General features: G+C 60.7%; 22 protein-coding genes. 13 read left to right on the top strand and 9 right to left on the bottom strand.

Going from position 1 to position 22,062, the window contains the following annotated elements:
* Positions 1–52: 52 nt before the first annotated feature.
* Positions 53–2,518 (bottom strand): LPS-assembly protein LptD, encoded by a 2,466-nt coding sequence (locus tag LUN51_RS09600; RefSeq protein WP_277811077.1) that lies wholly within the window; start codon positions 2,516–2,518, stop codon positions 53–55.
* 214 nt (positions 2,519–2,732) lie between these two features.
* Between LUN51_RS09600 and LUN51_RS09595 the strand changes: the two genes are divergently transcribed.
* From LUN51_RS09595 to speD, 4 genes are all read left to right on the top strand, one after another.
* A complete protein-coding gene (locus LUN51_RS09595; RefSeq protein ID WP_277811076.1) occupies positions 2,733–3,764 on the top strand; it encodes an aminoglycoside phosphotransferase family protein in 1,032 nt (343 codons plus the stop codon).
* Complete coding sequence (gene murU, locus LUN51_RS09590; protein WP_277811075.1) at positions 3,761–4,429, top strand: N-acetylmuramate alpha-1-phosphate uridylyltransferase MurU; 669 nt, start codon at positions 3,761–3,763, stop codon at positions 4,427–4,429. The genes LUN51_RS09595 and murU overlap by 4 nt, the downstream gene beginning before the upstream one ends.
* Before the next feature lie 152 nt (positions 4,430–4,581).
* Entirely contained in the window at positions 4,582–5,007 is a 426-nt protein-coding gene (locus LUN51_RS09585; protein WP_097022742.1) for an OsmC family protein, read from the top strand.
* A 184-nt stretch (positions 5,008–5,191) separates the two neighbouring features.
* Positions 5,192–5,986: an adenosylmethionine decarboxylase gene (gene speD, locus LUN51_RS09580; protein ID WP_040244482.1), complete on the top strand. Its 795-nt coding sequence runs from the start codon at positions 5,192–5,194 to the stop codon at positions 5,984–5,986.
* Positions 5,987–6,108: 122 nt separating this feature from the next.
* Here speD and coq7 read toward each other — a convergent pair whose 3' ends face one another.
* From coq7 to phaR, 5 genes are all read right to left on the bottom strand, one after another.
* Positions 6,109–6,750, bottom strand: a complete 642-nt coding sequence (coq7, locus tag LUN51_RS09575; RefSeq protein ID WP_277811074.1) for a 2-polyprenyl-3-methyl-6-methoxy-1,4-benzoquinone monooxygenase — start codon at positions 6,748–6,750, stop codon at positions 6,109–6,111.
* Positions 6,751–6,887: 137 nt separating this feature from the next.
* A complete protein-coding gene (locus LUN51_RS09570) occupies positions 6,888–7,229 on the bottom strand; it encodes a histidine triad nucleotide-binding protein (protein ID WP_277811073.1) in 342 nt (113 codons plus the stop codon).
* A gap of 36 nt (positions 7,230–7,265) precedes the next feature.
* Positions 7,266–8,138, bottom strand: coding sequence for a phosphoribulokinase (locus tag LUN51_RS09565; protein ID WP_040244488.1), 873 nt, complete (start codon positions 8,136–8,138; stop codon positions 7,266–7,268).
* Positions 8,139–8,276: 138 nt separating this feature from the next.
* Positions 8,277–9,578 carry a phosphoribosylamine--glycine ligase gene (purD, locus tag LUN51_RS09560; protein WP_277811072.1) on the bottom strand — a complete coding sequence of 434 codons (1,302 nt, stop codon included), beginning with the start codon at positions 9,576–9,578 and terminating at the stop codon, positions 8,277–8,279.
* Positions 9,579–9,657: 79 nt separating this feature from the next.
* Positions 9,658–10,116, bottom strand: a complete 459-nt coding sequence (phaR, locus tag LUN51_RS09555) for a polyhydroxyalkanoate synthesis repressor PhaR (RefSeq protein ID WP_246894327.1) — start codon at positions 10,114–10,116, stop codon at positions 9,658–9,660.
* Between the two features lie 117 nt (positions 10,117–10,233).
* On the opposite strand from phaR, the gene LUN51_RS09550 reads away from it, so the two are divergent.
* Both LUN51_RS09550 and LUN51_RS09545 read left to right on the top strand, forming a co-directional pair.
* Positions 10,234–10,944, top strand: coding sequence for a 16S rRNA (uracil(1498)-N(3))-methyltransferase (locus LUN51_RS09550; protein ID WP_246894328.1), 711 nt, complete (start codon positions 10,234–10,236; stop codon positions 10,942–10,944).
* 186 nt (positions 10,945–11,130) lie between these two features.
* On the top strand, positions 11,131–12,465 hold the full coding sequence (locus LUN51_RS09545; protein ID WP_277811071.1) for a methyl-accepting chemotaxis protein: 1,335 nt from the start codon (positions 11,131–11,133) through the stop codon (positions 12,463–12,465).
* Positions 12,466–12,547: 82 nt separating this feature from the next.
* Here the strand turns inward: LUN51_RS09545 and LUN51_RS09540 are convergent, their stop codons facing one another.
* Positions 12,548–13,849, bottom strand: coding sequence for a lytic murein transglycosylase (locus tag LUN51_RS09540; RefSeq protein WP_277811070.1), 1,302 nt, complete (start codon positions 13,847–13,849; stop codon positions 12,548–12,550).
* Positions 13,850–14,136: 287 nt separating this feature from the next.
* On the opposite strand from LUN51_RS09540, the gene LUN51_RS09535 reads away from it, so the two are divergent.
* From LUN51_RS09535 to LUN51_RS09505, 7 genes are all read left to right on the top strand, one after another.
* A complete protein-coding gene (locus tag LUN51_RS09535) occupies positions 14,137–14,313 on the top strand; it encodes a hypothetical protein (protein WP_175575915.1) in 177 nt (58 codons plus the stop codon).
* Between the two features lie 91 nt (positions 14,314–14,404).
* Positions 14,405–17,203 carry a monovalent cation/H+ antiporter subunit A gene (locus LUN51_RS09530; RefSeq protein WP_277811069.1) on the top strand — a complete coding sequence of 933 codons (2,799 nt, stop codon included), beginning with the start codon at positions 14,405–14,407 and terminating at the stop codon, positions 17,201–17,203.
* Complete coding sequence (locus LUN51_RS09525) at positions 17,203–17,553, top strand: Na+/H+ antiporter subunit C (protein ID WP_246894331.1); 351 nt, start codon at positions 17,203–17,205, stop codon at positions 17,551–17,553. The genes LUN51_RS09530 and LUN51_RS09525 overlap by 1 nt, the downstream gene beginning before the upstream one ends.
* Positions 17,550–19,064, top strand: coding sequence for a monovalent cation/H+ antiporter subunit D (locus LUN51_RS09520; RefSeq protein ID WP_246894349.1), 1,515 nt, complete (start codon positions 17,550–17,552; stop codon positions 19,062–19,064). The genes LUN51_RS09525 and LUN51_RS09520 overlap by 4 nt, the downstream gene beginning before the upstream one ends.
* Positions 19,061–19,558, top strand: a complete 498-nt coding sequence (locus LUN51_RS09515) for a Na+/H+ antiporter subunit E (RefSeq protein ID WP_246894332.1) — start codon at positions 19,061–19,063, stop codon at positions 19,556–19,558. Before LUN51_RS09520 ends, LUN51_RS09515 begins: the two co-directional genes overlap by 4 nt.
* Positions 19,552–19,821, top strand: a complete 270-nt coding sequence (locus tag LUN51_RS09510) for a K+/H+ antiporter subunit F (protein ID WP_040244506.1) — start codon at positions 19,552–19,554, stop codon at positions 19,819–19,821. Before LUN51_RS09515 ends, LUN51_RS09510 begins: the two co-directional genes overlap by 7 nt.
* Before the next feature lie 10 nt (positions 19,822–19,831).
* The gene (locus LUN51_RS09505) at positions 19,832–20,233 is read left to right on the top strand and encodes a Na+/H+ antiporter subunit G (protein ID WP_277811068.1); all 402 of its coding nucleotides are present in this window, start codon (positions 19,832–19,834) and stop codon (positions 20,231–20,233) included.
* Positions 20,234–20,322: 89 nt separating this feature from the next.
* Here the strand turns inward: LUN51_RS09505 and hemH are convergent, their stop codons facing one another.
* Both hemH and LUN51_RS09495 read right to left on the bottom strand, forming a co-directional pair.
* Positions 20,323–21,309 carry a ferrochelatase gene (gene hemH / locus LUN51_RS09500; protein ID WP_277811067.1) on the bottom strand — a complete coding sequence of 329 codons (987 nt, stop codon included), beginning with the start codon at positions 21,307–21,309 and terminating at the stop codon, positions 20,323–20,325.
* A gap of 315 nt (positions 21,310–21,624) precedes the next feature.
* Complete coding sequence (locus LUN51_RS09495) at positions 21,625–21,927, bottom strand: DUF6482 family protein (RefSeq protein WP_277811066.1); 303 nt, start codon at positions 21,925–21,927, stop codon at positions 21,625–21,627.
* Positions 21,928–22,062: the final 135 nt, after the last annotated feature.

Raw genomic sequence — 22,062 nt, 5'->3', positions numbered from 1 at the left:
GTCTTGTCGCCGGTGCATGCCTGAACCGGCGGTGAATAGATGCCAGTGTGGCTTAGAAGGTAGTCGCCCGATAACCGGGGATGGCTTCCTCGAAGTAACTATCGGCTTCCTGGCCAACGCCACCCAAGCCCTTGAACACGAAGCGCAGGAACAGTCCGCGATCCGTGTAGTCGTCATCGATGGTATTGGCAGTGTCATTGTCTTCGACCCACTCGCGCCAGACGAGTTGTACCGCGGAGCAACAGTCGTTGAACTGGACACCCGCCAATTGCTCCAGGGCGCGGTCGTTGGTGTTGTCATACAAGAAACGACCTATCAAATCCAGACTCGGCGTCGCTTGGTACGCGAAGGACACATCGTAATCCTCGCGATTGTAGCCCAGACGATCCTCGGCATCGTCCTGCGGCTGGAACCCTTCGAGTTGCCAATTGTAGCCAAGGTTCAATACGTGGCCGGCGGGATCCTTATACTGCAGATACGCCGAGGCTTTCTCGGTCATGCTCCGATCGGGATCGTAGAACCAGGAATAGCGGCTACGCCAGCGTTCGGTCATCTGCCACTCCAACTCCGTGATTACCGGCGAACGGTCCCGCGTGGCGTTGTACCAGTCCTGATAATTGCGCTCGCGGTCCGGCAATGTGTCGGGGTCGCCGTTCATGTCGATGTTGCGATCGGAGAAGTAACTGCTCTGCCCCACCGAAAGCGACAGGCGTTCGCGTCCGGTGTCGTCTTCCAAAAAGCGAGTGGACGCGCCATAGGACAGTTTGTTGACATCGCCCAGGCGGTCGGCGCCGGAAAAGCGGTAAGGCGACCACAGTTGCCCCCAGGAGACGGCACGCTCGCTGGTGTCGAAGTCGGGGAGGTCGCTCTGGTCACGTTCAGGCACATAGGCGTAATAGAGTCGCGGCTCCAGGGTCTGGCGCCAATCGGTGCCGAACAGTGAGGCATCGCGCTCGAAGATCAGCCCTGAATCCATCGACAACACCGGTGCCACCAAGGAAGGATCCTCGTCGCGGTCGGTTTGCCGATTACCGTAATCGAGTTGATAGCTCGACTGCCAAAGCTGCGCGCGGGGCTCGAAAAACCCCCAACTGGGATCGGCGCGCCACCCCAGCGCCGGCGTCAAGTGCACGCGTGAGCCATTGGCGGCCTCACGCAGCGGAATTCTACGCCGGTTACCGGTTTCCTCATCCGTCCAGACCCCCTGGCTGTCGACACCATGGAGATCGCGCCAGAAGTAGGTCGCGTTGGAATTCCACTCCTGGTAGAAGCCGCTGTCCTGGCTCCAGCGGGCATCCGCGCTCAGGCTGGGCAGCCGATAGAATGGCTTGTCATCCTCATCGAGCGGGTAGTCGAGCTTTTGATAACCTTGGGCACGCGCATCGAGGCGCCAGGTATCGCCGCGATACGTCATGCGCGCCAGACGCGCCAGGTGGTCGGTATCCTGCTCGGCGAAATTGCGGCCGAAATCATCGAAGTAGCGCCCGTCGCTCGCCGCACCATAGGCCAGTTGATAATCCAACTGCGACGAGAAGCGTCCCGCATGTTGATAATCGATGTACCAGCGCGCCTCGTCCTCGAAGGCGTCATCGGGATCGTTGGGGTTGTCGCTTGCGCCGCCCCGGTCGCTGGCCAAATAGGCGCCTTCGACCGTCCCTTGATCGTTACCGAACAAGTAACGAAACTCACCGCCCAGCATGGCACCATGCTCGCTCATCCAGCGCGGTGATAAAGTGGCATCGTAATTGGGCGCCAAGTTGAGATAGTAGGGCTGGGTGTAGTCGAGTCCATCGCCCGAAAAGCCCAGCGTCGGCCATAGAAAACCGCTCTGCCGACGGTCGTCGATGGGGAAGCGCACCCATGGCCAGTAGAATACCGGCACGTCACCCATCTCCAAGCGTGCATTGGTCGCGGTACCGAAGCCCTCTTCACGATCCAGAGTCACGTCGCTGCCCACCATGCGCCACAGGCGATTACCCGGTTCACAGGTGGTGAAGCTGGCATCGTCGAGGCGATAGCGGCCGTCGGCCAGGCGTTGAAGTTCAATGGCGTCGCCACGCAAGCGCTGATCGTGGATAACGTAATGTGCATTGTCGATTTGGGCGGCGTCGCTATCCAGCGCCATGCTGGCATCGCCGCCGCGCACCAGCAGCCCTGGATTGCGAACTGCCGTCGGACCCTCGGCGAAGGCGCGATCGCGCGCGGCGTTGACACGCACGCGCGGCGATTCGAGTTGCGTCTCGCCACGCCGCAGTGCTACCTCACCGGACAGCATGGTACCGCCATCGTCACCATAGGCCGCTTCAGCCGAATCCGTGCGGATCTGCTGAGGCGTATCGCCAGCGGGCAACTGATAGCCCGGCTCGACGTAGCGTCCGCTACACAATGCGCCTTGCGGCGCGCTATCGCCCCAAGGCTGCCAGTCCAGCTGCTGCGCGGGCAGGGGAGCGGGAGGCGCCGCGTGGGCAGCGGCGGTCATCAAGCCTGAGAGGGCAGTCCAGAAGAATCGCTTGCCCATGGTCCTCTGTGTCCTTGCCGAGTGGAATCGGTATTATACAGCCCCTGTCGCGTGCGTCTGCCTTGCGAAGACACACCAAGTGCGGCGCGCAGACGTATCACGCGGCGCCATGAGCGTCGGCGATGCGCGACGAGTGAAGGACGCGCCAGGGAATCGACGCCCAGCATGCGGCGGCGAACCAGGCCCGTCAACACGCAACCCACGAGGAGCCTGCATGAACGAGCGCTCGGAAACCCTGCAACGCTGGATCGCCCGGCAACACGCCCTGCCCGTCGACGCCTGCCCGCTGGAAGACGTCGCCGGCGATGCCAGCTTCCGCCATTACTACCGTTTCCGTCTGCCCGACGGGACCCAGCGCGTACTGATGGATGCCCCACCCGAGCACGAGAACAGCCAAGCGTTCGTGGATATCGCCCGCGCCTGGCGTGCGGCCCGGCTACCGGTTCCTGCCCTGTATGCCATCGATCTCGAGGCCGGCTTCGTCGAGCTTGAGGATTTGGGCGACGACGTCATGCATCGTCACTTGGGGAGCGATACCGATGCCCTCACCTGGTTTGAACGTGCCCTACATCTACTGCAATGCCTGCAGCGCCAAGCACCCTGCAGCGGCCTGCCCGAGTATGACCATGCCCTGCTAGCGCGTGAACTGGACCTGTTCCCCGAGTGGTGTCTCACGAAGCTTCTCGACCTTCCCGCACCGCCCAGTTGGCCCGCTCTGCGCGAGTCACTCATCGACAGCGCCCTCGTTCAACCCCGGGTCGCCGTTCACCGCGACTTCGATGCCATGAACCTGATGCTGCACGAGGACACACTGTGGCTCATTGACTTCCAGGATGCGGTCAACGGACCGATCAGCTACGACCTGGTATCGCTGCTCCGCGGACGCTATCGCTTGTGGCCACAAGAGCGCATGGCCGACTTCATCGAGAATTTCCGCCGACGCGCACAGGAGGATGGGCGACTGCCACCCATCGACGCCGCCATCTTTTATCGCCAGGTCGAGGCCATGGGTGTGCAGCGCTCGCTCAAGGTGCTGGGGATTTTCTGTCGCCTGACGTTGCGCGACGCCAAGCCGCGCTATCTGGAGCGTCTGCCGCACTTCCTGACGCATCTGCGGCAAGGGCTCGCGGCAGTACCCGCGTACGGCGAATTTCTCACCTGGATAGACACCACCTTCACCCCCGCGCTGTGCCGCGAACTTGACCACCGAGGCATCGACCATCCCCTGGAGGAGCGTATTTCATGAAGGCCATGATCCTCGCCGCTGGCCTAGGTACGCGAATGCGTCCCCTCACCGATCATTGTCCCAAACCGCTGCTGCCGGTCGCCGACAAGCCGTTGATCGTGCACCATCTTGAGCGTCTGGCGGCAGCGGGCATCACCGACGTCGTGATCAACGTCAGCTACCGCGCCGAGCAGATCGTCGAGGCGCTCGGCGACGGCCAACGCTTCGGTGTATCGCTCGCCTTCAGCCACGAAGCGACGCCCCTCGAGACGGCAGGCGGCATTCGCCACGCACTGCCCCTGTTGGGCGACGCGCCCTTTCTCCTCATCAACGGCGACGTCTGGTGCGATGTCGCTCTAGAAACGCTTCCCGAGCTAAAGGGCGACCTCGCACATCTGATACTGGTCGACAATCCCGACCATCACGCCGAGGGCGACTTTGCCCTCGACGATGCGGGACGCGTGCGGCTCGAAAGCACGCCCCGGCTGACCTACGCGGGGCTGGCGATACTCGACCCCGCGCTCGTCGCCTCACTGCCTGACGACTCGCCCGCCAAGCTGGCGCCCCTGCTCCGTGAGGCGATCACGGCAGGGCGTACCGGCGGCACTCATCATCGCGGTGGCTGGGTTGATGTTGGCACCCCCGAGCGCCTCGAGGCGCTGGACGCCCATCTGCGCGGCATTTGAGATCGGCCGCAGGCATCCCCACATTGAGTGAATGACCATCGCTGCGCTCGCGGCGAGAGGCGACACAGACACACCAATCCCGTTACCATGCAACGTTTTCAGGCCACGCTCCAGGCGCGTGGCACACGCAGACAGATGAGGAATTCCAGCCCATGAAAGCCAGCATCAAGTGGACCGATGGCCGTCAGTTCATCGCCGAGGCCGGCAGTGGCCATAGTGTGGTTATCGATGGCAACCCCGAGCACGGCGGTCGCAACACCGGTGCACGCCCCATGGAAATGATGCTCATGGGCCTGGGCGGCTGCACCTCGTTCGACGTCATGCAGATTCTCGAAAAGGCGCGTGCCTCCGTGACCGACTGCGTGGCGAGCGTCGAGGCCGAACGCGCCGAGGGCACGCCCTCTGTGTTCACCAAAATCCATGTGCATTTCAAAGTGACGGGGCACGGCCTCAAGGAAGCCCAGGTCAAACGCGCGGTGGAACTCTCCGCCGATAAGTATTGCAGCGCGTCCATCATGCTCGCGCGCGGCGGCGTCGAGATGACGCACTCCTACGAGATCGCCGACGTTGAGGCATGAAATGCCCGGTGCAGCTCGTGCATGGCGAAGTGGTGAGCATGGCGGCGTGGAAGATTTTGCAATCGACAGATGCGCCGGTCACGGCGGATGTGCATAATACGCGCCTTCCTTCATACGCATCTGCTCGGGTTCCGGCGCCTGTTCGTCGGGTTCAGTACCAACCTGCCAACTGGGAGGCTCGGACGTGACCGATAATCTCCGACTCCACGGGTTCAACAACCTGACCAGCTCGCTGAGCTTCAATATCTATGATATCTGCTATGCCAAGACGGAAGAGCAGCGCAAGGCTTACATCGATTACATCGACGAGCTTTACAACGCCGAACGCCTGACACAGATACTCAAGGACGTCACCAATATCATCGGTGCGCACGTGCTCAACATCTCGCGCCAGGATTACGAGCCACACGGTGCCAGCGTGACCATCCTCATCGCCGAGCACGAACTCGATGAGCACGATCCCGAGCATATCGAGCCGGGCCCGGGGCCGTTACCCGAAACCGTACTCGGGCATCTCGACAAGAGTCACGTCACGGTGCATACCTATCCGGAGTCGCATCCGGACAACGGCATCAGCACCTTTCGACTGGACATCGATGTGTCCACCTGCGGCATGATCAGCCCGCTCAAGGCGCTGAACTATCTCATCCATAGTTTCGATTCCGACATCGTGACCACGGATTATCGCGTGCGCGGCTTCACGCGCGACGTCGACGGCCGCAAACTGTTCATCGATCATGACATCACCTCCATCCAGGACTACCTGGCGGAAGACACCAAGCGCGCGTATCAGATGGTCGACGTCAACGTCTATCAGGAGAACATGTTCCACACCAAGATGTTGCTGAAAGACTTCGAACTCGACAACTATCTGTTCGGCAGCACGCGCCGCGACCTCACCTTCGAAGAAGCCCGCAATATCGAGGATCGGCTACGTAAGGAAATGCTGGAAATCTTCTATTCCCGCAACCTCGACTGACCTACCGTTTCGCGGCTAAGCCCTGAGCCGTCAGTTTGAAGCTGCAATAAAAAGCGCCCCCACCTTGGCCTGACCCGGATGGGGGCTCTTTTTGGGACGTCTTCTAGCTTCCGGCGTTGAGCTTATAGCTTATAAACTGATCGGGTCATCACCTGCGACATCATCCGCATGCCGAACTTGAGAGGAGCAGGAAAGCGCGAGCCACCCGCCTCCAGCGCCCAGCGTTCGTGGTGCGCCTCGTCGGTGCGCACCTGCTCGAGTATCGCTCGCGAGCGGCGATCGCCCACCGGCAGCTTGTGCATGTGATCATCGAGATGACGGCCGACTTGTTCTTCGGTGGCAGCGACGAATCCCAGGCTGATGTTGTCACCCAGCTTGCCGGCCAACGCGCCCATGCCGAAAGACGCCGCGTAGAACGCCGGGTTGAGATAGCTGGTCCGGTCATTGAGCTCGCGCAGGCGTTCATCGCACCAGGCAAGATGATCGATTTCCTCGGCCGCCGCCCGCTCCATTTGCTCGCGCGTCTCATGCAGCTTGGCGGTTGCCCCCTGGCCCTGATAGAGCGCCTGAGCGCACACCTCACCGGTATGATTGATGCGCATCAGCCCCGCAGCATGGCGACGCTCGGCGTCGGTCATGTCGGCATCCTGCGTGCCCACGGCGGGGTTGGCACGTGAAGCGCTGGCGGCGTGCGGCACCAGCGTGCGCAGGATGGTATCGAACTGCTGGATCAAGTTATCGGTGCGGGATAGCTGACGGGACATGTAGGAGTCTCCATGCAACGAAGCGGAGTGTGGAAAGCGCGCCCATCGTGAACCGGGCCACTCGAGGTGCGAGCGGCCCGGTAGCATCGATGCGTCCATCGCTGGGAAGAAACGCGCAAGATGCTGGCGCGTTACGGTCAGCCCGCTGGCCAAGTGAAGCGACGACCGCCCATCAAATGCATATGCACATGATAGACCGACTGGCCGCCATGGTCATTGCAATTCATCACCACGCGATAACCGTCCTCGGCAAAACCGAGATCCCGCGCCAAGCGTGCGGCGGTATGCTGTAACCGCCCGACCAACGCCAGATCGCCCTCTTCGATATCGTTGAGCGTGGCGATGTGCTTCTTGGGGATGATCAGAATATGCGTGGGTGCCTGAGGATTGACGTCGTGAAACGCCAATACGTGATCATCCTCGTAGGCGATATCCGGCTCGATATCGCGGTCGACCATTTTGCAGAACAGACAATCCATGAGCCTTCCTCTTCGTATCGATGTAGACACAGCTCCCTAGCGGAAGCGGCGCTGATCCAACAACTGCGTCACCAGCGGCGCCAGAATCAAATCCATGGCCAGCGACATGCGCGCGCCTGGTACGACCAAGGTATGTGGGCGCGTCATGAAGGAGTCGCGAATCATGGTCAGTAGATACGGAAAATCCACCGAATGCGGGTCGCGAAAGCGAATAACCACCATGGACTCGGCATCGGTGGGAATGTCCTGCACCTCAAAAGGGTTAGACGTATCCACCGTCGGCACACGCTGAAAGTTGATGTGGCTACGCGAGAACTGCGGCTGAATATAGCGCACATAGTCGTGCATGCGCCCCAGAATGGTATCGATCACCGACTCCTGGGAATGACCACGCAGATTGGTGTCACGGTGAATCTTCTGGATCCACTCGAGATTCATCGTCGGCGCTACGCCGACCAGTAGATCGACATGCTTGGCGATATCGTATTCATGCGTCACCAGCCCACCATGCAGACCTTCGTAAAATAGCAGGTCGGTGCCGCCGGGCACCGGCTCCCACTCGGTGAACGTGCCCACCTGATACCCGGCCTCGATATGCCGCTTGTCCTCGGCATGAATATAATGACGATGCATGCCCATGCCTAGGTCGCCGTATTCCTGAAACAAGCCCTCAAGACGATCGAGCAGGTTGGCTTCCACCGCAAAATGCGAGAGTTCGGACTTGCGGCTAGGCTCCTCCTCGAAGATGCGCGCCAGCTCATCGCGTGTATAACGATGAAAGGCATCGCCGTCGACAAACGCCGCATGAATGTCCTCGCGCGCGAACATCCGCTCGAATGTGCGCTTGACGGTCGTGGTGCCGGCTCCGGAGGAACCGGTTACCGCGATGATCGGGTACTCACGCGACATGGCGCATCTCTCCGATTCGCGAAGCTCTCGACATTCGGCGCATGCTGGCCGCGCGCTCGGCACTGCTCGATCGTACAGCTTCCATGTCGTATTACCCTGCTCGTCGCTTATCGTTGGTAGAGCGGCATACCGAACGCCTCATGCGTTGGCGTCATCGCGCTCACGGGCCACCGCGCGATGGGCGATGTCACGGCGGTACAATGCCTCTTGCCAGTCGATCGCCGCCACCCCTTCGTAGGCATGCTCGCGCGCCACCGTGACGCGTGCTCCCAAGGCCGTGACACATAGTACGCGGCCACCACTGGTCACGACCCGCCCATCGTCGCGCATGGCAGTACCGGCGTGGAACACCTTGCAGCCTACGGCCTCGGCCCCGTCCAAGCCTTCTATGACATCGCCCTTGCGATAGTCGCCGGGATAGCCACCAGCCGCCATGACCACGCCTACTGCCGCGCGAGTGTCCCAATCGCATTGCTGGGCCGCGAGCTGCCCTTGGGTCGCTGCCAGGCACAGCGCCACCAGGTCCGACTTCAAGCGCAACAGAATGGGCTGGGTTTCCGGGTCGCCGAACCGGCAGTTGTACTCGATCACCTTGGGCGCGCCTTGTGGCGAAATCATCAGCCCGGCATACAGAAAACCGGTGTAGGGCCGTCCTTCGGCCGCCATGCCACGTACGGTTGGCAGGATGACCTCATCCATGATGCGCTGCTCGACCGCCGGAGTGACGACAGGCGCCGGCGAATAGGCGCCCATGCCGCCGGTATTGGGGCCAGTATCGCCATCGCCGGCACGCTTGTGGTCCTGACTGGTGGCCATGGGGAGCACATGTTCACCATCCACCATGACGATGAAGCTAGCCTCCTCGCCTTCTAGAAATTCTTCGATCACTACCCGCGCGCCGGCATCGCCGAAGGCATTACCGGCTAGAATGTCACGCACCGCCGCGTCGGCTTCCTCCAGCGTCATGGCCACGATCACTCCCTTGCCGGCGGCAAGCCCGTCGGCCTTGATGACGATCGGGGCGCCCTGCTCGCGCACATAGGCCAGCGCCGGTTCAACCTCGCTGAAAGTGGCGTAGTCCGCGGTGGGGATCGCATGGCGGGCGAGAAAATCCTTGGCAAAGGCCTTGGAACCTTCCAATTGGGCAGCGGCCTGGGTCGGACCGAAGATCGCCAGCTCCGCCGCCCGGAAACGATCAACCACGCCTTCGACCAGCGGTGCCTCGGGACCGACAATGGTCAGCTCCACGCCATTGTCACGCGCGAACGCCTCCAGGCCGGCAATGTCCGTGGCGGCGATATCCACGTTGGTGAGTTTTGACTCGCGCGCCGTGCCGGCGTTGCCCGGCGCCACGAAAACGGCGTCGACACGTGGGGATTGGGCCGCCTTCCAGGCGAGTGCGTGCTCGCGGCCACCGCCGCCGATGATCAAAACCTTCATCTGGATAAGACCTTATGGAGCTATGACGAAAAGATCGGACCATTATGGCAGAAAGCATGCGCCACGACAGAGCGAGGCGTCAGCGTTCTGGCATATCATCGTCGGGCGTCTGATGCTGACGCATCATGCGCTGCCAGAAACGCAGATTTTCCTCGGCCAGTTCCTGCATGGTTTCCACCGGCGAGTGACGCATCGCCTGTTGCCACTGATCCTGCATATGGCGTTGCTGCTCAAGCATCAGTTGCGTGCCTTGTTCGAGATAACGGGCCAGCGGTAAAGACTGCCCCATGGCGTAAATGCGAATCAATTGTTCGAGCAAGGCATTGGAGAAGACATCGGCATCGTTGTCGTTGCGCTGCTCCTGCTCGGTGATGATCGACAGCAGGATCGGTCGGGTCAGGTCTTCACCGCTCTTGGCATCCTCTACACGAAACGGAACTTCATCAAGCACCAAGCACCGTAAATCCTCCAGCGTCACATAATGGCTCTGCTGAGTATCGTAGAGACGACGATTGGCATATTTGCGTATCACGCGCACGGCGCAGTCCTTACTGAGGCTTTCATTGCATTGTGCACCGACATTCGAGCAGCGCAAGCTACCCACGACATCACAAAGGCACGATAGTAGACTACGCGCGCCATTCGCGGAGCTTTCATGAACCTCATCCTCTTCGACGACAACGACCGCCTCGATACCCAGCGCATGCATCTGCGCGACCCCGTACGCCTACGCCACCTGCGCGACATACACCGCGCCGTGCCTGGCGACGAACTGAGCGTGGGGCTGGTCGGCGGCGCGCTGGGGCGCGGAAGGCTACAATCACTGGATGACACGGGCGCGATCTTCACGGTCACTTTGGATCGCGAACCCCCTGCACCGCTACCGGTCCACCTACTGTTGGCGCTGCCGCGTCCACGCATGCTGGCTCGCACGCTTGAGCACGTCACCGCGCTGGGGGTGAAACAGCTTACCCTGCTGCATACCCGGCGCGTCGAAAAAAGCTACTGGCAGTCGCCGGAACTTACTTCCGAAAAGATCCACCATCACCTAATCCTCGGGCTCGAGCAGGCACGCGACACGCACCTGCCATGCGTGACATTCGAGCCGCGTTTCAAACCCTTCATCGAAGATCGCTTACCCGCGCAGTTGAGTGGACGGCGCGCGCTGATCGCTCATCCCGGCATGGCCGAAACCTGCCCGCGCGGCCTCGACGAACCCGTCACGTTGGCTGTCGGCCCCGAAGGTGGCTTCGTGCCTTACGAAGTCGAACGCTTCTCGGCCCTCGGCTTCGAAGGTGTACATCTGGGCGAGCGTATCCTACGCGTCGAAACCGCCGTGACCGCCCTGCTCGCACGACTGTTCTAAAACGTTTCCTGGTGACGCGGTCGCCACACCGCCGCGCCATGCCAGACGGCCCAGTCGCTAACTCTCTTCGGTTTGCTTATTCGCGCATGCGATTGGCCGGGACCTTAACCTACGGCCAATACTGTCGATATGCAGTGGTAAATCACGACGACGCCGCGCCAAGGATATAATAAGAGGAATGCAGGAATGGCCCTATTTCGTTCACCGCCAAACCATGCAGCACTGTTCGATGCCATTCACCGCGCCATGGCGGTTATCGAGTTCTCGCCCGAGGGCATCATCCTCTCGGCCAATACCAATTTTCTCGCCGCAACCGGCTATCAGGCCGACGCATTGGTCGGTCAGCACCACCGCCTGCTATGCGAACGCGAATTGGCCGCAAGCCAAGAGTACGCCGCTTTCTGGGAACGTCTTCGTCAAGGAGAATTCATTGCTGGTCGTTTCAAGCGCGTGGCACACGATGGCCACCCTTTCTGGCTGGAAGCCTCGTACAATCCGATCTGCGACCGTCACGGCAAGGTCGTCCGCGTGGTCAAGACAGCGACCGACATCAGTGAGCGCATTCGCCGCGAACAGGACATGAAAAGTCGCCTCAACGCCCTCGACCGCGCCATGGCCATCATCGAGTTCACGCCCGACGGCCATATCGTGACCGCCAACCAGAACTTTCTCGATACCGTGGGCTACACCTTCAGGGAACTCGAGGGCACTCACCATCGTATTTTTTGCGAGCGCGACTACGTCGAAGGTCAGGAATATCGCGACTTTTGGCGCCACCTGAATGCCGGTGAATTCATGTCGGGGCAGTTCAAGCGTGTCGACAAGCAGGGCCGCCCTCTATGGCTCGAAGCGAGTTACAACCCGGTTTTCGATCCCGATGGCCATCTTTACAAGGTGGTCAAGTTCGCCACCGACATTACCGACCGTGTGACGCGCGAGAACGAAAGCGCTCAAATGGCCTATCGCATCTCCTCGACAACCGAAGCGTCGGCGAACGACGGCTCGCGCATCATCAACGACACCGTCACCGAAATCCGCCGTATCGCCGATCAGGTCGCCAGTACCTCGCAACAGCTCGCCACGTTGGAACAACGCTCAGACGACATCACCACGGTGATCGAAAGCATTCACGAGATAGCCGAGCAGACCAACCTGCTGGCGCTCAACGCTGCCATCGAAGCTGCCCGCGCCGGCGAACATGGCCGTGGCTTCTCGGTGGTATCCCATGAAGTTCGTCAGTTATCGATACGTACCTCGCAAGCCACCCGCGATATCACCGCCACCATCGCCAGCCTGCGCGACCTTACGCAAGAAGTGAACGGTGGCATGCAAGCCTGCCTGGGCAGCGTGGAGAATGGCGTTCGCATGGCGGGGGAAGCCGGGCATGCCATCGACAAGATTCGCTCCGGCGCCAATGATGTGGTCAGCGCGATCCAACACGTCGCCTCGTCTCTCCCGCAGCTCGAAACCGACAACGATTCCGCCACACCCTCGCGTGTCGTGGAAAAGGTCTATTCCTGACGCCGCTGGATCTAGCTCAGCCACCTCTTCTCTCCTGCTTGCCGTCAAGCAACGGTGAGCAGCCCCCGGCCTGATGACGCATTCACGGCTCTCCTGCATCGCGCAGCCTTTCGAGCAGGGCGCGCGTAGGGAAGCCATCCGCTGTCATGTCCTGGCTACGCTGGAATGCGCGTAGTCCCCCGCGGGTATTGGGCCCCACGACCCCATCCGGCGGCCCGCCGGTGGTAAAACCCAAGGCGTTGAGACGGCGCTGCATCTCCTTGACCTGGGTGCGCGAAAGCGGCTCGAGATTACGCGGCCAGGCGCCTTGAACCCCATCTCCCCCTACGATGCGCTCGGCCAGTGTCGCGACGGCCAGGGCGTAGCTGGTGGAGGCGTTATAGCGCATGATGACCCGAAAGTTAGGGCCCACCATGAACGCAGGACCGCGTGCGCCAGCCGGGGCAATCACCGAGGCTTTGTCGAACGTCGGCAAGGCTCCTTCGCGAGCGGTCACGCCCTGGGCCCGCCATTCATCGCTGGAGTGACGCACCGACAGCTCGGTTTGCGCATAATCAAAATCGTCGGGCAAAGTGACTTCCACGCCCCAGGGTTGGCCTGCTTGCCAGCCGGCCTCCTCAAGATAATAGGCCGTCGAGGCCATCACATCGTCCACGCTGCCCCAGATATCACGGCGGCCGTCACCGTCGGCATCGACCGCATAGGCGAGGAAGCTGGACGGCAAGAATTGTGTATGCCCCATGGCGCCCGCCCACGAGCCACGCATGTGCTCGCGGTCGATGTCGCCGCTCTGCAGAATCTTCAAGGCCGCGAGCAGTTCGCGACGGGCGAAATCCTGGCGCCGCCCCTCGAATCCCAGCGTGGCTAGCGCATCGATGGTCGAAAAGTGGCCAAAGTAGCTGCCGTAGTTGCTTTCCACCCCCCAAATCGCCGTCAATATCTCGGCCGGCACCGCGTAGCGATTCTCCGCACGCATCGCGGCATCGCGGTGGGCGTCGAGCTTTGCACGCCCCTGACGGACGCGCTGGTCGGAGACCGCCGTGTCCAGATACGCCCACACCGGCCGGGAAAATTCCGGTTGCGAGCGGTCAAGCTCAACGATGCGCGGTTGAAAGCTAACATCGTCGAAGGCAGCTGCCAGTGTCATGGCATCAATGCCTTCCGCCGCCGCATGCTCTCGGTAGTCCTCCACCCAGGCAGCGAAATCCTGGCGCACCTCTTTATCCGTAGTGTCTCCATCCGTAGTGTCGCTGGTGCCGGTATTCGAGACCTTCGCCGGCGCGCTATCGTTCTGGGCCGAGGACACCACGGTATCGCTGGTCGCCATGCCTTGGCATCCCGCCAGGAAAAATCCCAATGCGAGGCTGCAAATGGGTCGTTTCATATGTCGATCCTTTGTCAATGACGACGATAAGGCCAAATCAGGCAGGCACGGTTGCCGCGCAGGAGCCATGCTACCTAGGCGAAGACGCTGCCACCAGAGAGCCCTTATGTCCTGAAAAACATGCACCGCTGCATCTTTCGCCATCCAGGCTATGGCGAGGCCAGGAAGGGACATGGTACATTCGGTCAACCATCCCGTTTTGGCGCCCGACGCAACAAATCATCAATCAATACAAGCCGCTGTACGCACAGCTTTGCGCCGAAGCGTTCCGAAGGAGGAGAGACACCATGACAGGACACTCCCTGCCCGGCTGCCTGCCGCTGCGCATGCCCTGCCATTACGGTGCCCATCGTCTGTCACTCATGCCAGCCGGCGATGCAACCGACCGCACCCCTGCCTGGATGCTGGCACCTCGAGGCATCAGACGCCCTTATCTGACGGACCCTCCCGTCGTTCGCGACTGACGTTCGCGCTGCCGCCGTCCATACTCGTATCCGAACCTCCGCCCGGACGGTCGCGGGTACCCTCAAACGTTAAACGACAAGAGCAAGTTGCATGTCATTGCTACTGATCGTGCTGTTGCCGCTGCTCGGCAGTCTTTTGCCATCGCTGAGTTCTAACCAGCGACGCCATCAATGCGCGCTGTTGACCGCCGCGATGCCACTCATCGCACTGCTGGTCACATTACGCGAGACGCCCGGCGTGATCGCCGGCGAGGTTCCGCGCTTGGCGTTCTCGTGGGTGCCAGCCTTGGGCCTGGATCTCGCCTTGCGCCTCGATGGGCTCTCGCTATTGTTCGTGCTGCTGATCCTGGGAATCGGGCTGCTGATCATTCTCTATGCGCGTCACTACCTGTCCGAAGCGGACAACATGCCGCGTTTCTATGCGTACTTGATGCTCTTCATGACCTCGATGCTGGGCATCGTGATGGCCGACAACCTCATCCTGCTATGGATGTTCTGGGAACTGACCAGCCTGTCGTCATTTTTGCTGATCGGCTTCTGGAGCCATCAATCAGCCGCTCGCAAAGGCGCTCGCATGGCGCTGGCCGTCACCGGAATGGGCGGGCTGGCACTGCTCGCTGGCTTGATCTTGATCGGCCAGATCGTCGGTACCTTCGACATGCAGACGGTGCTCGATAGCCGCGATGTCATCCTTGCGGATCCGCGCTATTTGCCGGCATTGCTCTTGATCCTTCTCGGCGCGTTCACCAAGTCGGCCCAGTTTCCGTTCCAGTTCTGGCTGCCCCAGGCCATGGCGGCACCGACGCCGGTATCGGCGTTCCTGCACTCGGCCACCATGGTCAAGGCCGGCGTCTTTCTGCTGGCGCGCCTGCACCCGGCGCTGGCCGGATCGCAAGAGTGGCTGTACCTGGTCAGCCTGACCGGCCTGGTGACGATGCTCTACGGCGCCTATTTCGCGCTCATCAAGCTCGACCTCAAGACGATTCTCGCCTATTCGACCGTCAGCCATCTGGGGCTGATCACCATGCTGTTCGGCCTCAACAGCCAGATGGCTGTAGTTGCCGGCCTTTTCCATATTCTCAACCACGCGACCTTCAAGGCGGCGCTGTTCATGACGGCGGGCATCGTCGACCACGAGTGCGGCACACGGGATATTCGCAAGCTCAAGGGCCTGTGGCGCTACATGCCGATGACCACCGCACTGGCGGCGATCACGGCGGCTTCGATGGCCGGGTTTCCCTTGCTCAATGGCTTTCTCTCCAAGGAGATGATGCTCGCCGAGACACTTGAGACACCGCTTCTCGGCGGCTTGGCGTGGCTAATCCCCGTTTTAGCCACCATCGGGAGCATCCTGGCCGCCGCATACTCGCTACGCTACGTGCGCAATACTTTCTTCGACGGTAAACCGCGCGAGCTGGAAAAAACGCCACACGAGGCATCTTTTCCTATGCGCCTGCCAGTCCTGGTGCTGGCGATCGTTTGTATCATTATCGGGCTTTTCCCCGCCTTCAGCGCCACAGGGATACTGACGACGGCCGCCGATGCCGCCTTGACGATGCCTGCTCCAGAGCTTCACCTAAGCATCTGGCACGGTTTCAATCTGCCCTTGCTGATGAGCGCGATCGCGTTGATCGGTGGCTTCATGGTGTACGTGCTACGCCAGCACCTGTTCACCTTCCACCGCCAATTCCCATCGCGCAACTCGCTGGCAATCTTCGAGGGCGCCGTTCAACGCCTGGTGCGCTTCACTCAATGGGGCATCGATACCCTCGAAAACGGTTCGCTGCAACGCTACATGCTGTGGGTGGTCATCAGCGCCCTGGCCGTGTCTGGCATGAGCTTGATGGGAATCGAAACCTTGAAAGGCGAGCTGGCCGTTCAGAAGGCTGATCCATTGCTCATCGTCGGTGCCGCGATCACCTGTTTCGCCGGTTTGGCGACGGCCTTCCTGCATCGCCGCCGCCTGATTTCACTGATCATGCTCTCAGTAGTCGGCTTGATGGCGTCGCTGGCCTTCGCACGCTTCTCGGCGCCTGACCTGGCATTGACCCAGTTGGCGGTCGAGGTGGTTACCGTGATCCTACTGATGCTGGCACTGTTCTTCCTGCCGCAGAAGACGCCCAAAGAGTCGAGTGCATCGCGCATCGTGCGCGATGTCCTGCTCGCGGCGGGCTTCGGCGGTGTGGTGGCAAGCCTCAACTATGCGCTGCTGACGCGTCCTTTGAACTCGATTTCAGACTACTTCCTCGAGCACAGTGTGTCCGGCGGCGGCGGGCATAACGTGGTCAATGTGATTCTGGTCGATTTCCGTGGCTTCGATACTCTTGGCGAGATCACGGTGCTATGCATCGCAGGGATCGGCATCTACAAGCTGCTCAATCGCTTGCGCCTGTTCATGCCCTCCAGCGACAGCGAAGGGCGGCCCTGGTCGCCGGACCGCTACCCCATGATCCTGGCATCGGTTTCCCAATCGCTGCTGCCTATGGCTCTGCTGGTCTCGGTCTTCATCTTCCTGCGCGGCCACAACGCCCCGGGTGGCGGCTTCATCGCAGGGCTGGTGACAGCGGTGGCGCTGATCTTGATGTACATCGCCCATGGGGTCGAATGGGCCCAGCAACGCTTGTCGTTTCAGTATCAGCCGATCGCCGTCTCTGGCGTCGCCATCGCCACGCTGACCGGGGTCGGCAGCTGGGCCTTCGGGTATCCGTTCTTGACCTCGGCCTTCGGCCACTTCCACATCCCGTTGATCGGTGACGTGGAGCTGGCCACGGCCATGCTGTTCGATCTCGGTGTCTACCTTACCGTGGTCGGTGCCACGCTGATGATTCTTGCCAACCTGGGCAAGGTGACCACATCGCACCGCCCCTCCAAGCAGAAGGAGAAAGCGTGATGGAAGCGCTATTCGCGACCACCACGGGGATCCTGGCCGCCAGCGGATTGTACCTGGCGCTACGCGGGCGCACGTTCCCCGTGGTCGTCGGCCTGACGTTGTTGTCCTATGCCGTCAACCTGTTCTTGTTCTCAACCGGGGGGCTAACCACCGACGGTGCGGCCGTGATCAGCGATGACGCCAGCAAGTACGCTGATCCGCTTCCGCAGGCATTGGTGCTTACCGCCATCGTCATTGGCTTCGCCATGACCGCCTTCTCAGTGATCCTCGCTATGCGCGTGCGCGGTGATGTGGGCAGCGACCACGTCAACGGCAACCGTGTCGACGAGCCGCGGGAGGATAAGTCCTGATGCAGCATTTGATCATTCTGCCGGTCCTGCTGCCGCTGCTCACTGGGGTGGCATTGCTGATCCATCGTGGCGGCGCGCTAACCTTACGCCGCACCGCTAACGTACTCTCCACGATCGCGCTGGTAGTGGTAGGGGTCTTACTGGTTGCCGAAAGCACCGACGACGCCATCCGCTATTACGCTGTGGGCGACTGGCAACCGCCATTCGGCATCATTTTAGTACTCGACCGTCTGTCTGCCCTGATGGTGATGCTTACGTCGGTACTGGCATTGGGCAGCTTGCTCTATGCCTGCGCCGGTGACGATGAGCAAGGCTCCAACTTTCACGGGCTGTTCCAGTTGCAACTGATGGGCATCAACGGCGCTTTTCTGACCGGCGATCTCTTCAACCTGTTTGTCTTCTTCGAAGTACTGCTCATCGCCTCCTATGCGCTGTTGATGCACGGCGGCGGCAAGGCACGCACGCATGCCGGCTTTCATTACGTGGCGCTCAACTTGCTAGGGTCGATGTTGTTTTTGATCGCGCTGGGCATCCTCTATGGCACTATGGGGACGCTCAACATGGCCGACATGTCAGCGGTCGTGACCACGCTGGATACCGCCGACCTGGGACTGGTCAAGGCCGGCGCGCTGTTGCTGTTGATCGTGTTCGGGCTCAAGGCAGCCATGTTGCCGCTATATTTCTGGTTGCCGCGCGCCTACGCCGCCGCGCCGGCGCCGATAGCAGCCCTTTTTGCGATCATGACCAAGGTCGGGATCTATTCAATCATCCGTGTTTACACGTTGATCTTCGGCGAACAGGCCGGCCCCTTGGCCAATCTCGCCCAGCCGTGGGTATGGTGGCTAGGCTTGGCCACGCTCGCGCTCGGTGCCATAGGCGTGCTATCCGCACGCGACATGCGCACCCAGGTGGCATATCTGATTCTGGTCTCGGTGGGCACCCTGCTGGCGGGTATCGGCATGCACAGCGAAGCCGCGCTGGGCGCACTGCTATATTACTTGATTCACACTACCCTGGTCAGTGGCGGCTTGTTCCTGCTGGTCGATGCCATTGCACAGCAGCGCGGCAAGGCAGGGGCGCGCATCGTCCAGTCCCGCACGCTGGCGCAGCCCGCCATACTGGGCTTGATGTTCTTCGCTGGCGCCATCGCCATGGCCGGTTTGCCACCTTTGTCCGGCGCCTTCGGCAAGGCCATGCTGCTTCAGTCAGCAACGACAGCCCAGCAGCATTGGCTGTGGCCGATTCTTCTGGGTAGCGGGCTCGCTTCCTTGATAGCGCTATCGCGCACCGGCTCCACCATCTTCTGGCGGGCGTCGGGCGAGAAAACCGGTGTCACGCTCGGCCCACTGCGCGTCACCGGCACGCTCATGCTGATCAGCTGTGCGCCACTCATGGTGGCCTTCGCCGGCCCCATTACGGCGTTCACCCAGGCGACTGCCGCCCAATTGCTCGACCGCGATGCGTATGTAGAATCCATCATCGCTCGCGGCGACACTGGAGGTGATGCATGATTCGTCCTCGCAAGTGGCTGCCGATGCCGCTGTTGTCCGTCTTGCTACTGATCGTGTGGCTGCTGTTGATGAATGGCGTCGCCTTGGGGCACTGGCTGCTCGGCGGCTTTCTAGCCATCGTCATCCCGTTGATCACCAAGCCTTTCTGGGAGGCACAGCCCCGGATCAAGAAGCCTTGGCTCATGGTGCGCTATTTCTTCCGGGTCCTGCTCGATATCGTGGTCGCCAATCTGGAAGCCTCTAAGGTCATACTCGACCCGCTAGGGCGAGCACGTCCTGCCTTCGTCGAATATCCGCTCGAGCTACAGGAGAATTTCGCGATCACCATGCTGGCCAGCACCATCACCCTGACACCGGGGACGGTCTCGGCGCATCTGCGTATGGATGGCACGACCCTGTTGATCCACGTCTTGGATGTGGATGATATCGGCGACATGAAACGTCATATCCATGAGCGCTATGAGCGCCCGCTCAAGGAGATCTTCGAATGCTAGATTTTGCCCTCAAGATCAGCGTGGCGCTTTTCGCAATCGCAATCGTGCTCAACCTATACCGGGTTGCGGTGGGCCCTAGCTTACCCGATCGCATCCTGGCGTTAGATACCATGTACGTGAATTCCATCGCCTTGATCGTGCTGTTCGGGATCTGGCTAGGACATCGCACCTATTTCGAGGCAGCGCTGCTCATCGCCATGCTCGGCTTCGTGAGCACCGTGGCGGTATGCAAGTACTTGCTGCGCGGCGATATCATCGAATAGCGGAGGGATCATGATCGCGTTATATACCCTGATGGAAGGCGTCATCGCCTTTTTTCTGATCGCTGGTAGCATCTTCGCCTTGATCGGCTCGCTGGGGCTGGCACGCATGAAGGATTTCTACATGCGCCTACATGGCCCCTCGAAGATTTCTACGCTCGGCGTAGGCTGTGTACTACTAGCCTCGATTGCCTATTTCAGCTTGCTCAACGGCGGCCCCAGCCTGCAGGAGCTGCTGATCACCATCTTTTTGTTCATCACCGCTCCGGTTTCGGCGCATCTGCTTAGCAAGAGCGCATTGCACCAGAAGCTTCCGCGCGATCCCCGGACGCGCGGCAATCCCGAAGAACTTCAGGAAGATGACGACGAAACGACTCTCGAGGAAGCCCCCCAAGGGAGCTCCAAGCTGCCCTGACTGCCTGTTTCTAATCCACGTCGCGACGCCGATGGCCTTTCGCCATCGGCGTCTTGCGTATTGAGGAAGACAGCAAAGCGAGCGGTCTGTTACCAACCCTGAGTGTGCTGCTCGACGAGCGAGGCCAGCAGGTCGATATGATCCTGACGATCGTTGAGCGCGGGGATGTACTGGTAGGCACCGCCGCCCGCCTCCTCGAAATAGCCGCGATTCTCGACCTCAAGCTCTTCCAGCGTTTCCAGACAATCGGCGGCAAAGGCGGGGCTGATCACGTCGACGCCCTGGAGACCTTCGGCGCCCCATGCCTTCAAGGTCTCGTCGGTATACGGCTTGAGCCATTCTTCGCGCCCAAAGCGCGACTGGTAAGTCTGGCGCCATTCATTCGCCTCGAGCCCCAACGCCTCAGCCACCAGACGGCTGGTCTCTTCGCAATGCCGTGGATAAGGATCGCCGGCATCGGCGTAGCGCTTGGGGATACCGTGATAGGAAAACAGCAATCGCGATTGCCGGCCATGCGCCGCCCAATGCTCGCGAACGCTTTCTGCCAGCGCCCCGATATAGGCCGGATGGTTATGGTAGTCACGCACGAAACGCAACTCCGGCAAATGCGGACACGGCGCCAGTGCGCGCGCCAAGCGGTCGAATACCGCCCCCGTCGTCGTGGCGGAAAACTGCGGGTACAGGGGCAGCACCAAGATACGTTCGGCCCCGGCGTCACGCAACGCCAGGCCGGCTTCCTCCATACTGGGCTTGCCATAGGTCATTGCCAACTCGACGGGGATTTCGGTGTCCATACGCGTCGCCAGTCGTTCCTTCAGCGCGCGTTGCTGGCGGCGCCCGATGGCGAGCAGCGGCGAACCATCCTCCCGCCACACGGAGGCATAGGCTTTGGCGACACGCGGTGGCCGAATGCGCAGGATGATGCCATGCAGAATCGGCAGCCACTTAGCGCGCGGTAGGTCGATCACACGCCGGTCGCCGAGAAATTCCGCCAGATAGCGACGCACCGCTGACGCCGTCGGGGCCTCGGGCGTGCCAAGATTGACGAGCATGACGCCGAAGGGAGCTGACCCCATTGAAACCTCTCCTGTAAAAGACCGTGGTCAACCAGTGTAACAAGCCACGGGCACGTTGCGCTTATCGCGTTATACTATGGAGACGATTTGTACAATACCTGCATAAGATGCGTCTAAGCTTTAGCACGGCATTGAGCTGCCTACATGGCATGCCCTGAACAAACGCGCGGCAATAATAGAGGATAACGTCGTGAAGAAGGAGGGATGCCCGGTGCCTTCGCACCCAGGCCCCGGCTGCTCGCCGGGCTATCAATTCAGCATTGCGGTGGGTGAATGGAGCGCTTAACGCGCATTGTGTGAGTCATGCTTGGGAGATCAAAACACCAACGGCATGCGCGAAGTCAACGGGGACTGATATTGCGTGTCACGGCCGATCACCTCGTCATGGGCGACCCACTGTACGAGATAGGCACGATGGATTCCTGCCCGTTTGAGCTCTGCATAGACATCGTCAAGGGCACGAAACAGCATCGGTTTGCCACGTCGCATCAGCGGGTAGCGCTGACCTTCGATGTCCTCCACCTCAACGCGGTACAGACGACTGCCCGCGTGGCTGATAACGCGAATCTCGAAGTTATGCTCCGCATCTACGAAGTGTTTGAGTTCGTTGATTTCCATAGCGTTCTCCTTGAGAAAATAAAATTCGACACGACATACGCTACCTACCACAGCGTACGCCCAGCTTGCCTTGTTCAGATGACAGGCATGTTGCAATAAGTCTGGTAGAGGCAAGGGGTGCATGTCGCGTTGCAC

The sequence above is a fragment of the Chromohalobacter canadensis genome (genome assembly GCF_029544075.1).
GTDB lineage: Bacteria > Pseudomonadota > Gammaproteobacteria > Pseudomonadales > Halomonadaceae > Chromohalobacter > Chromohalobacter canadensis_A.
Note: the sequence above shows the minus strand (reverse complement) of the source record. Positions and strands in the feature narration are given on the sequence as shown.